At 70.1% G+C, this 12141-nt stretch carries 10 protein-coding genes; 8 read left to right on the top strand and 2 right to left on the bottom strand.

Features of this window, described 5'->3' with window-relative positions:
• Position 1: 1 nt before the first annotated feature.
• The 4 genes from QQK43_RS00925 (at position 2) to QQK43_RS00910 (ending at position 4480) form a co-directional block, all read left to right on the top strand.
• Positions 2 to 337 (top strand): hypothetical protein, encoded by a 336-nt coding sequence (locus tag QQK43_RS00925; protein ID WP_284306245.1) that lies wholly within the window; start codon positions 2 to 4, stop codon positions 335 to 337.
• Between the two features lie 5 nt (positions 338 to 342).
• The gene (locus QQK43_RS00920) at positions 343 to 1350 is read left to right on the top strand and encodes a homoserine kinase (protein ID WP_284306244.1); all 1008 of its coding nucleotides are present in this window, start codon (positions 343 to 345) and stop codon (positions 1348 to 1350) included.
• A gap of 60 nt (positions 1351 to 1410) precedes the next feature.
• Positions 1411 to 2199, top strand: a complete 789-nt coding sequence (locus tag QQK43_RS00915; protein WP_284306242.1) for a BPSS1780 family membrane protein — start codon at positions 1411 to 1413, stop codon at positions 2197 to 2199.
• Positions 2200 to 2311: 112 nt separating this feature from the next.
• Complete coding sequence (locus QQK43_RS00910; protein WP_284306241.1) at positions 2312 to 4480, top strand: PhoX family protein; 2169 nt, start codon at positions 2312 to 2314, stop codon at positions 4478 to 4480.
• Positions 4481 to 4537: 57 nt separating this feature from the next.
• On the opposite strand, the gene QQK43_RS00905 is transcribed toward QQK43_RS00910, so the two are convergent.
• Positions 4538 to 5800, bottom strand: a complete 1263-nt coding sequence (locus tag QQK43_RS00905) for a glycosyltransferase family 4 protein (RefSeq protein ID WP_284306240.1) — start codon at positions 5798 to 5800, stop codon at positions 4538 to 4540.
• A 144-nt stretch (positions 5801 to 5944) separates the two neighbouring features.
• Here QQK43_RS00905 and QQK43_RS00900 point away from each other — a divergent pair, with 144 nt between their 5' ends.
• Complete coding sequence (locus QQK43_RS00900) at positions 5945 to 6550, top strand: hypothetical protein (protein WP_234263198.1); 606 nt, start codon at positions 5945 to 5947, stop codon at positions 6548 to 6550.
• A 43-nt stretch (positions 6551 to 6593) separates the two neighbouring features.
• Here QQK43_RS00900 and QQK43_RS00895 read toward each other — a convergent pair whose 3' ends face one another.
• On the bottom strand, positions 6594 to 8252 hold the full coding sequence (locus tag QQK43_RS00895) for an aminotransferase class III-fold pyridoxal phosphate-dependent enzyme (protein ID WP_284306239.1): 1659 nt from the start codon (positions 8250 to 8252) through the stop codon (positions 6594 to 6596).
• Positions 8253 to 8319: 67 nt separating this feature from the next.
• Between QQK43_RS00895 and asd the strand changes: the two genes are divergently transcribed.
• From asd to QQK43_RS00880, 3 genes are all read left to right on the top strand, one after another.
• Entirely contained in the window at positions 8320 to 9246 is a 927-nt protein-coding gene (asd, locus tag QQK43_RS00890; RefSeq protein WP_284306238.1) for an archaetidylserine decarboxylase, read from the top strand.
• Positions 9247 to 9350: 104 nt separating this feature from the next.
• Positions 9351 to 9638: a hypothetical protein gene (locus QQK43_RS00885; RefSeq protein WP_234263201.1), complete on the top strand. Its 288-nt coding sequence runs from the start codon at positions 9351 to 9353 to the stop codon at positions 9636 to 9638.
• A 177-nt stretch (positions 9639 to 9815) separates the two neighbouring features.
• Entirely contained in the window at positions 9816 to 12065 is a 2250-nt protein-coding gene (locus tag QQK43_RS00880; RefSeq protein WP_284306237.1) for an esterase-like activity of phytase family protein, read from the top strand.
• The last annotated feature ends 76 nt before the right edge of the window (positions 12066 to 12141 follow it).

The raw sequence follows: 12141 nt of genomic DNA, 5'->3' as shown, positions 1-12141 counted from the left end.
CATGCGCGCCCGAAACCTCCTCCTTCCGTCTGCCCTGCTGTCGCTGGGCCTGTGCCTTTTCAGCTTCGGGGCCCATGCCCAGACGCCGCCCCCGGCCGAAGCGCCCCAGGGCATCGAGGCGGACCGCAACAACCAGCTGATCGAGCGCATCCAGCACGAAGACGCGGGCAGCCGCATCGAGGAACTGCGCGTGGGCGGCGAAACCCGCAGCATCAACGTGCAACCCAAGAACGGCGGTGCGGGCTACGAGGTCGCCCCCGTCTCCGGCGGTGAAAACGTGGGCTCGGGCAGCGCCACGAACGCCGGGCGCAGCCGCTGGCGCATCATGAGCTTCTGACGGCCATGGCCGTCTACACCGACGTTCCGTTCGCGGAAGCTGCGGCCCTGATCGAACGCCTGGACCTGGGCGTGCTGACCGGCCTGCGCGGCATCCAGGGTGGCATCGAAAACACCAATTATTTCGCCACCTGCGAGCACGATGGCCAGACGCACGAGCACGTGCTGACGGTGTTCGAACGCCTGGGCTTCGACCAGTTGCCGTATTACCTGCGGCTGATGCAGCACCTGGCAGGCAAGGGCATCCCGGTGCCGGCGCCTGCCGCCGACAGCCAGGGCGAGATCCTGCACACACTGGCTGGCAAACCGGCGGCCGTGGTGACCAAGCTGCGAGGCCGCAGCGAACTGACCCCGGGCGTGCGCCATTGCACCGCCGTGGGCGGCACGCTGGCCCGCATGCACCTGGCCGGACGCGATTTCGCACTCAGCCAGCCCAATCTGCGCGGCCTGTCGTGGTGGAACGAAACCGTGCCGGTGGTGCTGCCGCACCTGTCGCCGGCGCAGAACGAGCTGATCCGCGCCGAACTGGCCTACCAGAACCACGTCGCCGCCCTGCCGGCCTATGCCGCCCTGCCGCGTGGCCCGGTGCATGCCGACCTGTTCCGCGACAACGTGATGTTCGAAGGCGAAGCACTGACCGGCTTCTTCGACTTCTATTTCGCCGGCCAGGACACCTGGCTGTTCGACCTGGCGGTGTGCCTGAACGACTGGTGCGTCGTGCACGCGGCCGATGCCACCGACGGCAGGCACCGCGCCGACCTGGCGCAGGCTTTCCTGTCGGCCTACGAAGCGGTGCGCCCGCTCACGGCCGCCGAGCGCGAGCTGCTGCCGGCCATGCTGCGTGCCGGGGCGCTGCGCTTCTGGCTCTCGCGCCTGTGGGACTGGTTCCTGCCGCGCGAAGCCTCGATGCTCCAACCCCACGACCCGGGCCATTTCGAGCGCGTGCTGCGCGAACGGCTGGCCCGCGCGGACGCGCTCGACCTGCTGCGCGCGCCCTGCGCCGTCCCGGCCTGACCGGCCGCTCCCCCTGCCCGCGCGCCGCGCCCCTGTCTTTTCGCGTTTGTTCTCGCGCCGATGAAGCTTCACATCGTTCCCGCCCGCACCGGCTTCACCTGGGTCCGCCTCGGAACCCGCACCTTCCTGCGCCAGCCCCTGGCGCTGGCAGGCCTGTTTTTCATGTTCATGGCCCTGGTGACGGTGCTGGCACTGGTGCCGGTGGTGGGCTCGGTGGTGGCCCTGGTGCTGGTGCCTGCGGCCACGCTCGGCATCATGGCCGCCTCCCGCGAGGCCGACGCCGGCCGCTTCCCCATGCCCAGCCTGCTGCTGACCGGTTTCCGGGCCGACCGCCAGCGCACCCGCACGCTGCTGACCCTGGGCCTGATCTACGCCGTGGCCGTCACCGTGGTGCTGGGGCTGGCCGCGCTGGTGGGCGGTGACCCGGCCAGCGCGCCCCCGCCGCCGGCCGATGCCGACCCGACCGAGCTGGCCCGTGACGCGCTGCTGGGCGGCGGCCTGTGGCTGGCCATGCTGCTGTACCTGCCCATCGGCATGGCTTTCTGGCATGCCCCGGCGCTGACCCACTGGCACGGCATCGGCCCGGCCCAGAGCCTGTTCTACAGCGTCATGGCCTGCTGGGCGAACAAGGGCGCCATGCTGGCCTACATGGCCGGCTGGGTGTTCATGTTCATGGCCAGCAGCGTTGTGCTCAGCCTCATGGCCGCCCTGCTCGGCCCGGCACTGCTGGGGGTGATCCTCTACCCCATGGTGCTGCTGATGGCCTCGCTGTTCCACGCCTCGGTCTACTTCACGTACCGCGACAGCTTCCAGACCGACGACACACCGGCCGACACCGCCGCCACCTGACGGGTGCGGGGGGCGATGGCGCCCGTCACCGGTGCGCCATCGAACCGTCACAAAGGTTTCACACGCAGGACCGATGCTGCCAGGGTTTCAGACCAACCCACGAGGCACATTGATGGCACACGACCTGTCCCGTCCGCTGGACCCCTTCAACGACGAAGACTCCAACACCACCCCCAACCCGCACATCGACCAGATCGTGCAGGCCCGTCTGTCGCGCCGCGGCCTGCTGCGGGGCGCCCTCGGCGGCGCCGGCCTGGTGGGCGCGGCCGGCCTGACCGCCTGCGCCAGCACCGGCCAGGGCGCCGTCGCCAGCCCGCTGGGCAGCCTCGGCTTCAAGCCCGTGGCCAAGAGCATGGCCGACATGGTGGTGGTGCCGGAAGGCTACACCGCCACCATCGTCTACGCCCTGGGCGATCCGCTGTCGGCCAGCACCCCGGACTTCAAGAACGACGGCAGCGACACCGCTTTCGACCAGCGCGCCGGCGACCACCACGACGGCATGGAGTGGTTCGGCCTGGACGCCCAGGGCAAGCCCTCGCGCACCGCTTCGGCCCGTGGCGTGATCGCCATGAACCACGAGGCAACCACCGACCAGAAGCTCTCGTCCTTCTTCCTGCACGCCAACGGCGGCGCCTCCACCCTGCCGCGCCCGGCTTCGGAAATCGACAAGGAACTGATGATCCACGGCCTGTCGGTCGTGGAGCTGCAGAACGACGGCAAGCGCTGGGCCTACCAGAAGGCTTCGCCGTTCAACCGCCGCGTCACCACGATGAGCGACGCCGTGATCCACGGCCCGGCCCGTGGCAGCGAACACCTGGTCACCCGCTACGACCCCACCGCCACCAAGGCGCGCGGCACGCTCAACAACTGCGGCAGCGGCAAGACGCCCTGGGGCACCTACGTGTCGGGCGAAGAAAACTGGTTCGGCTACTTCTTCCGCGACGCACAGGACGATGACCGTCGCAAGAAGGACAAGCAGGTGCAGGCCCTGGTGCGCTACGGCCGCAAGGCCGGCGCGGCCAGCCGCCACGGCTGGGAAAGCGGCGGCAGCGACGAGCGCTACGCACGCTGGAACAACGGCGCCCTGGCCGCCAGCGCCAAGGACGACTTCCGCAACGAGATGAACACCTTCGGCTACGTGGTGGAAATCGACCCCTACGACAAAACGCAGGCCGTGCGCAAGCGCACCGCGCTGGGCCGCCTGGGCCACGAAAACTGCACCTTCGCCCGCGCGGTGGCCGGCCAGCCCGTGGTCGCCTACATGGGCGACGACGCCCGGGGCGAATACATCTACAAGTTCGTCTCGGCCGCCCGCTGGGACGCCGCCGATGCCGAACCCGCCAACCGCCTGGCCGCCGGCGACAAGTACCTCGACAAGGGCACCCTCTATGTCGCCCGCTTCAAGGACGACGGCTCGGGCGAATGGCTGGAACTGTCGATGGACAACCCGGTCATCGCGGGCAGCTCGTACTTCGAGTTCAAGAACGCGGCCGACATCGCCGTCTTCACGCGCCTGGCCGCCGACGCCGTGGGCGCCACCAAGATGGACCGCCCCGAATGGGCCGGCGTGAACCCGAAGAACGGCGAGGTCTACATCACCCTCACCAACAACAGCAACCGCACCCCGGCCGCCACCGATGCGGCCAACCCGCGCTCCTACACCGATCTGAAGAACGGCAAGGAGCAAAAGGGCAACGTCAACGGCCACGTGATCCGTCTGGCCGAAACCCAGCCGGCCGCCAGCGCGTTCAAGTGGGACATCTTCCTGTTCGCCGCCGAGGCGGGCGCCGACAAGTCGACCATCAACCTGTCGAACCTGAGCGACGCGAACGACCTGTCCTCCCCCGACGGGCTGGTGTTCAGCCAGGCCACCGGCCTGTGCTGGATCGAGACCGACGACGGCGCTTACACCGACAAGACCAACTGCATGCTGCTGGCCGCCGTACCGGGCCGCGTGGGCGATGGCGGAACGCGCACCCTCACCCACGGCAACCGCACGGTGACCACCCATGCCGGCAAGCCGCAGACCCCGGCCACGCTCAAGCGTTTCCTGGTCGGCCCCAAGGGCGCCGAGATCACCGGCATCACCGAAACGCCCGACGGCCGCGCCCTGTTCGTGAACATCCAGCACCCGGGTGAAAACACGAACATGGCCGACATCGGCAACCCGGCCAAGTACGAAAGCCACTGGCCCGCCAGCGTCGGCTACGGCGTGGGCCAGCGTCCGCGCTCGGCCACCATCGTGATCACCAAGAACGACGGCGGCCTCATCGGCAGCTGATTCTTCAGCCACCCCCTCGCCCCACAAAGGGCCCGCCTTGGCGGGCCCTTTGTGTTTTCAGGGCAGCGCTGGCGGGCGGTATCCGTCGGCCAGCCCGCGGCGCTGGGGAGCGCTCCACGGGCCCTGCTCCAGCACCCGCACGAACACGCCTTCCACCTGGGCGGCAATCTGCCGCCAGTCGAGGTCGGCCACCGAAGCGCGCGCCACCTCGCGGGCCCCGGCCAGGCATTCGCCCGCCGTGGCCAGCGCATGGGCCTGGGCCACGAAGGCGGGCGCATCACCCGCCGGCACGACCCAGCCGTTGTGCCCGTGCCGCACCCACTCGGCCGCCGCCGCGGTGTCGAAGGCGAGCACCGGCAGGCCGCTGGAGAGCGCTTCCAGCGTCACGTTGCCGAAGGTTTCGGTCAGGCTGGGAAACAGCAGCAGGTCGGCTGAGGCGTAGCAGGCCGCCAGTTGGTCCTGGCTCTGCATGCCCAGAAAGCGGGCATCCGGGCAACGTTCAGCCAGCGCGGCGCGCTGCGGCCCGTCGCCCGCCAGCACCAACCGCACGCGGGTGCGGATGGCCGGGTCGGCACGCACCGCCTCGCACGCCTGCAGGGCGATGTCGAGGTTCTTTTCAGCGGCCAGGCGCCCCACCACGAGCCAGACCTGTTCGCCCGGTTGCACATCCCAGGCGGCGCGCAGGTGTTCGTCACGCCGGCCGGGATGGAAACGCGTGGTGTCCACCCCGCGCGCCACCACCTGCAGGCGCTCGAACCCCTGCGACAGCAGTTCGGCACACAGGGCGCGCGTGGGCACCATGGTGCACTGCGTCAGGTTGTGGAACTTGCGCAGGTAGGCCGCGATGGGCTTGCGCAGCCAGCCCAGGCCGTAGTGGGCGCTGTAGCGGTGGAAGTTGGTGCGGAAGTCCGAGGTCACCGGCAGTTGCAGACGGCGTGCCGCCTGCAGCGCCGACCAGCCCAGCGGACCTTCGGTGGCGATGTGGACCAGGTCGGGCCGCTGGCGCGACCAGGCGTTGATCAGCGCCTTGCGCCCGGGCAGCCCCAGCCGGAGCTCGGGGTAGCGCGGAATCGGCATGCCCGGCACCAGCAGTTCCTGCACGCTGCCGGCGGCCAGCGCCGCGTCATCGGGCCGCTGGCGCGGCCGCACGAGCTGGACCTGGTGGTTGCGCTCGCACAGGCCGGCCACCAGCCGCGCCAGGGTGAGCGCCACCCCGTTGATCTCGGGCGGCCAGGTCTCGGTGACCACGGCCAGGCGCAACGAAGGGAGGGCGGCAGGAAAGTCCTGCAGCACGATGTCCTGGGAACGCAAGCTGTCCATGGCGCCATGTTCGGGGCCACACACGGCAGTGGTGTGACACCGCGGCATCCCCGTGACAGCGGCGTGTCGGCACCGTGCTGTCACCGGATTTTCATGCGCTTGCGACAGCATGGCGGACCCTCAACCCTGTTGGAAGGACCGCCCGTGAACCGCTTTCTCGATGACCTGAGGACCCAGCGCTGGGACGACCACCGCTACTACCACCACAGCCGCATCAACCAGGCGCTGCACCTGGTCAGCGCGATCAGCTTTCTGGTCGCCTACGCCTGGCTGTGGATCGACCCGGTGGTGTCGGCCCTGATCGCCTGGCTGGTGTCCATGACCTCGCGCCAGGCCGGCCATTTCTTCTTCGAGCCGCGCGGCTACGACGCCATCAACCAGGTCACGCACGCCTACAAGGAAGACGTGAAGGTGGGCTACAACCTGCGGCGCAAGGTGGTGCTGATGGCGCTGTGGGCCGCCGCGCCGCTGCTGCTGGCCACGGCCCCGGGCCTGTTCGGCCTGCTGCCGGTGCATGAGGGCTGGGGCGGTTACGTGCGCCAGGTCGGCGCGCTGTGGCTGGCCATCGGCATCGGCGGCCTGCTGTTCCGCACGGTGCACCTGTTCTTCCTGCGCGACGTGCGCACCGGGCTGGTGTGGCTGGCCAAGATCGTCACCGATCCGGTCAACGACATCCGCCTCTACCACCGCGCGCCGCTGCACCTGCTGCGCGGACAGTGGATGGACCCGGGCCACCCGTCGCACGGCTGAGTCGGGCACGATGGCCGCGCCCCGCGCCAAAGCCCCCGCCCCGTCAGGCCCGCCGGCCCAGCACCGCCCGCCCCCATTCCCGGGCCATGCGGCGGCGCAATGGCCCCGCTGCCGGCGTCTGGCCCGGCGGCAGCCACCAGCCGCCGGCCTGCATGTCGCGCCCCGCCGCCAGGAAGCGCTGCAGCACCTCGTCGAACTCGGCTTCGCCCAGGTCGAGGCTGAAGATGAGGCGCCCGGTGCCGACCCAGCTCAGCGCCAGCCCCTGCCAGCGCAGGCAGTAGGCGAACATCCAGTGGTAGCGCGAGGCTTCGGTGAAGCCCAGCGTCCAGATGCTCTGCAGGTTCGTCGCCACCACGGGCAGGCCGGCTTCGGCCATGGCCGCGTTGAAGCGGGCGGCGCGATCATTCCAGCGCGCGTCCTGGTCGGCGTACAGCGCCTGCACCGCGGGCGATGCCAGGCGGTCGAGAAAGGCCGCCATGCCGGCCATCACCCAGGGGTGGGCGTTGAAGGTGCCGCGCGCCAGGCAGAGGTCGGCGGGCCGCTCGGGGCGGAAACGCTGCATCAGCGCAGCCCGGCCACAGACCACCCCCACCGGGAAGCCACCACCCAGCGTCTTGCCGTAGGTGACCATGTCGGCCTGCACGCCGAAGTAGGCCTGCGCCCCGCCCGGCGCAAGCCGGAAACCCAGGAACACCTCGTCGAAGATGAGCACGATGCCGCGCTCGGTGCAGACCTCGCGCAGGCGCTGGAGCCAGCGCGTGTAGGCCGCACGGTCAAAGCCCGCGCTGCGACGGCCGGCCAACAGCGCCGAATCGGCCGGGGCATTGTGGTTGGGGTGCAGCGCCTGCAAGGGATTGACCAGCACGCAGGCAATGTCGCGCCGCTGGCGCAGCACCGCCAGGCTGCGTTCGCTCATGTCGGCCAGCGTGTAGGTTTCGCGCGGCGGCAGCGGGTTGCCGGGGCCGGGCTGCACGTCTTCCCACCAGCCGTGGTAGGCACCCGCAAAACGCACCAGGTGCCGCCGGCGGGTGTGGTAGCGGGCCAGCCGCACGGCCTGCATCACGGCTTCGGTGCCGGACATGTGGAACGAGACCGCGTCCAGCCCCGACAGGGCCCGCAAACGCTGCACGTTGTCGGCCACGCAGGGGTGGTAGGCGCCCAGGGTACCGCCCAGCGCCGACGCCCGCTGCGCCGCCTCGGCCATGCAGGCCTTGTAGAAATCGGCGCCGAACACGTTGACGCCGTACGAACCGGTCAGGTCGATGAAGCGCTGGCCATCCAGATCGACCAGGTGCCGGCCTTCGGCAGCCTGCAGGAAGGCGCCGACGCGCAGGCGCCGGCTCACCAGGTCGCTGAACGGGAAAGGCACCCGGTAGCGGCCCGTCAGTTGCAGATCGGGCAGCCCCTCGCGGGCCTCGGCCGTCAGGGCCAGGGTGCGCGCATGGCGCTGTTCGAAGCCGGCGCTCAGCGCGTCGAACGCGGCGCGGCGGCGCGCGGCGATGGCCGGGCCCGCCCCGTCGGCGTCGAAAAACCGCTGTTCATCGAGGCTGTAGCCCGGCAGCCAGCGCGCCAGGCGCTTGGCCAGCCGCGAATGCCCCGCCAGCGAACGGTGCTTGGCGCGCGACAGGGCCCAACGCTGCCGCAGCAGCGGCCAGGCCAGCACGAGGGCGGCCGAAGGCCACAGGATTTCGGAGGGCAGCATGGGCAATCGGTGGCAATGGACAGGCCGCTTTTTTAGGGCGCAGGCGTGACAGCCGCGTGAACACCGCATGACATCCCGTCACTGGCTGCGCCGACTGGCGCTCAACGAAGACCTCAACTTCCTGCTCACCAACCGCGTGCCGCGCATCGCACTCACGCACTTCATGGGCTGGTTCAGCCGCCTCCGGCATCCGGGGGTGCTGAAGGCTTCGCTGGCCGTCTGGCGGCTCTTCACCGACCTCGATCTGAGCGATGCGCAGCCCACCCGCTACACCTGCCTGCACGACGTCTTCACCCGCGCGCTGCGCCCGGGCGCGCGCCCGCTGGACCCCGACCCGCAAGGCCTGGTGAGCCCCTGCGACGGCATCGTGGGTGCCCACGGCCGCATCGGTGATGCGGGTGACGCCACCGGCGACGGCCCGCAGATTTTCCAGGCCAAGGGCTTCCCCTACCGGCTGGCCGACCTGCTGGGCGACGACGCGGCCGGCCAGGCGCTGGCGCGGCGACTGCAAGGCGGCACCTACGTGACGCTGCGGCTGACCTCGGCCATGTACCACCGCATCCACGCACCGGCCGATGCCCGCCTGCGGCAGGTGACCTACCTCAGCGGCGACACCTGGAACGTCAACCCCATCGCGCTCAAGCGGGTGGAGCGCCTGTTCTGCCGCAACGAACGCGCCGTGCTGCACCTCGAACTGGCCGACGGCACGCCGCTGCTGCTGGTCCCGGTGGCGGCCATCCTGGTCGCCAGCCTGCGCCTGCACGCGATCGACGTGCCCCTGAACCTGCGCTACCGCGGCGCCCACCAGTTGCCGTGCGATCAGGCCTACCGGCGCGGCGACGAACTCGGCTGGTTCGAGCACGGTTCCACCGTCATCGTGCTCGCGCCGCCCGGCTGGGCCGGCGTGCCGGGGCTGGGCACCGGCCAGGCCCTGCGCATGGGCCAGGCACTGCTTCGGCGGGCCTGTCATGAAGACGTCACGCACTCTTCATGAAAACGTCATCAATTCCACGGGGTGCCCCGCTATGCTCGCCCGGACAGCGCGTCAGGCCCTCGTCCCGCGCTATTCCTTTTTCATCCTTGAGTGTTGGAGGCTCCATGCGCGCCCTGAAAAAAGCCCGAAAACTGATTGAAACCCAACCCGACCAACCCGCCGCGGCCATCCTCTCGGCCCTGGTGGTGGCCCTGGAAGCCGAACAGCCGTACGCCATCAGCGATCTCTACCGCCTGGACTACGACACCTTCCAGCTGGCCCTGGAATTGCTGCAGGAATGGCGCCTGGACCGCTACTACACCAGCAAGGTCCGGCTGCTCGATCTGTCCGTGCAACTGAGCGACCTCAAGCAGGCCGGCGCCGTGCCCACCGAGGCGACCCCGGGCGCCTGAAGCCGCTGCCGTTTCCGCCAGGCCCCTGCAGCGAAGACCCGCTGCAGGGGCTGTTTTTTGGCGCCCTCGCCGCCCTTGCCACACGCGGCGGCACCGTTTCATGACGCTGACACAGAGCCCGCCTAGGCTGCCGGGTTTTCAACGATGCCCGCGCCCCTGGTGGCCGCGGTCCGAACCATGCAGCGTCACCTCCCGTCCCCCGCCCTCTCCCACCTGACCCGCCTGCCGCTCCTGGCCGCCCTGACCGGCGCCTGCCTGTTGGCGCAGGCAGCGCCCGCCGCCCCCGCACCCCAGACCCCGTTCGCCATGGTGGCGCACCTACCGGTGCACGGCGTGGCCGAAATCGTCGCGGCCACGCCCGACGGCCAGCACCTGTTCTACACCAGCGCCGACGCGGGCGAACTGGGCGTGGTGGACATCCGCGACCCGGCACACCCGCGCACCCTGCCGCCGGTGAACGTGCGCCTGCACGGCATCGGTGAACCCACCTCGGTGGCCATCACGCCGGACGGGCGCTACGCCGTGCTGGCCCTGCGCCTGGACGACGACAAGAACAACCCGCGCCGCGGCCTGCTGCGGATCTACGACATCCGCGACAAGGCCGCGATCACCCACGTGCGCGACATCACCGTGGGCATCGGCCCCGATTCGCTCGCGCTGGCTGGCAGCGGCCGCCGGTTGCGCGCCGTGGTCGCCATCGAAGACGAGGAAAGCGATGCCAAGGGCGACGCCACCCTGGGCGGCCAGCGCCCGGGCTTCATCGATGTGGTCGGGCTGGAAAGCCTGTACGGCGGCGCCGACAGCGGTCTGCAGCGCCTGGATCTGGTGGCGGCTTTGCGCGCCACGCCCGGCGTGCTCTACCCCGAGGACCCGCAGCCCGAGTTCGTGTCCGTTCGCGCCGATGGTCGGCAGGCCGTGGTCTCGCTGCAGGAGAACAACGCCATCGCGGTGGTCGACCTGAGCCACCCACGCCGTGCCCGCCTGGCCCGCGTGTTCAGCGCCGGCACCGTGACCCGCACGGGCGACGCCGACCTGCAGCGCGACAAGGAAATCCGCCTGCAGGACAGCTTCACCGGCCGGCGCGAACCCGATGCCGTGGCCTGGGTGTCGAACGGCGTGATCGCCCTGGCCAACGAAGGCGACGGCAAGAAGGGCGCCGACGGCACGCTGCCGGGCGGCCGCGGCTTCACGCTCATGGACATCCGCGGTCAGGTGGTGTTCGAAACCGGCGACCGCACCGAACGCCACGCCGTGCAGCACGGCCACTACCCCGATGCGCGCTCCGCCGCCAAGGGCGTCGAGATCGAGTCCGTGGCCAGCGCGCATTTCGGCGGTCGGCCCTATCTGCTAGTGGGCTCCGAGCGCGGTGCCTTCGTCGAGGTCTGGCGCATGGACCAACCGGGTGCGCCCACCTTCGTGCAGCTGCTGCCCACCGGCCAATCGCCCGAAGGCCTGACCACCATCACCCACCGCCGCGACGGCCAGCAACTGTTCGTCACCGCCAACGAAGGCGACGGCTCGCTCAACCTCTACCGCTTCCACGCGCAGGGCGCCCCCGCCAACCCGGCCGACGTGCAGGTGGTCGCCGCCAGCGACGACATGCCCTGGGGCGCGATCTCGGGCCTGACCAGCGACGGCACCCACCTCTGGGCGGTGCCCGACAACGCCTTCGCCACCTCGCGCATCTGGCGCATCGACACCCGCCAGGTGGCGACCGCCGGCCGCATGGTCATCGACCAGGCGCTCATGCTCACCGATGGCAACGGCCAGCCGCTCAAGCTCGACCCGGAAGGCATCGCCCGCGTGGCCGACGGCTTCTGGATCGCCAGCGAAGGCGCCACGGTCGACGGCAACGAACTGGTGAAGGTGGATTTCCAGGGCCGGCTGCAGCGGCGCGTGAAGCTGCCCGCCAGCATCACGCAGCGTTTTGCCTCGCCCAAGATCAGCACCGGCTTTGAAGGCGTGACCGCCAGCCCCGACGGCCAGACGCTCTACATGGCGGTGCAGCGCGGCTTCGACCCGGCCAAGCCCCAGGCCGCCATCCTGCGCTGGCACATCCCCAGCGACACCTGGACCACCGCGCTCTACCCGCTGGAGCAGCACAGCCAGAACCCGAAAGGCCTGTGGATGGGCCTCTCGGAAATCCAGCTCACGCCCGATGGCCGGTTGCTGGTGCTGGAGCGCGACAAGGGCGGCGGCGAAGCGCGCGCCATCACGGCCGAAGTCAAGCGCATCTACAGCGTGCGCGTGGCCGACATCGCCGAAAACGCCGTGCTCGGCAAGACCCTGGTGCGCGATCTGCGCAAGGACCTGAACTTCGTGCAGGAAAAGGCCGAAGGCATGGCCCTGCACCAGGGCCGGCTCTGGGTCGCCAGCGACAACGATGGCGCCGGCTGGACCCGCATGGTCGACGCAGGCACGCCCTGATGCCCTTCATGTCTTGTTGTGTTGCTACAACAAATATAGCTATCTCATGAAGTGTCACAGAGGTTTTATGCGCTTT

The organism is Hydrogenophaga electricum (genome assembly GCF_030160815.1).
Lineage (GTDB): Bacteria > Pseudomonadota > Gammaproteobacteria > Burkholderiales > Burkholderiaceae_C > Hydrogenophaga > Hydrogenophaga electricum.
The sequence above is the reverse complement of the archived record's forward strand: the minus strand, read 5'-3'. Positions and strand labels throughout refer to the sequence as shown.

Coding starts and splice junctions, on each gene's coding strand:
- QQK43_RS00925 (WP_284306245.1), top strand. CDS start 2: ATGCGCGCCCGAAACCTCCTCCTTCCGTCTGCCCTGCTGTCGCTGGGC.
- asd (WP_284306238.1), top strand. CDS start 8,320: ATGACATCCCGTCACTGGCTGCGCCGACTGGCGCTCAACGAAGACCTC.
- QQK43_RS00880 (WP_284306237.1), top strand. CDS start 9,816: ATGCAGCGTCACCTCCCGTCCCCCGCCCTCTCCCACCTGACCCGCCTG.
- QQK43_RS00915 (WP_284306242.1), top strand. CDS start 1,411: ATGAAGCTTCACATCGTTCCCGCCCGCACCGGCTTCACCTGGGTCCGC.
- QQK43_RS00910 (WP_284306241.1), top strand. CDS start 2,312: ATGGCACACGACCTGTCCCGTCCGCTGGACCCCTTCAACGACGAAGAC.
- QQK43_RS00895 (WP_284306239.1), bottom strand. CDS start 8,252: ATGCTGCCCTCCGAAATCCTGTGGCCTTCGGCCGCCCTCGTGCTGGCC.
- QQK43_RS00920 (WP_284306244.1), top strand. CDS start 343: ATGGCCGTCTACACCGACGTTCCGTTCGCGGAAGCTGCGGCCCTGATC.
- QQK43_RS00905 (WP_284306240.1), bottom strand. CDS start 5,800: ATGGACAGCTTGCGTTCCCAGGACATCGTGCTGCAGGACTTTCCTGCC.
- QQK43_RS00885 (WP_234263201.1), top strand. CDS start 9,351: ATGCGCGCCCTGAAAAAAGCCCGAAAACTGATTGAAACCCAACCCGAC.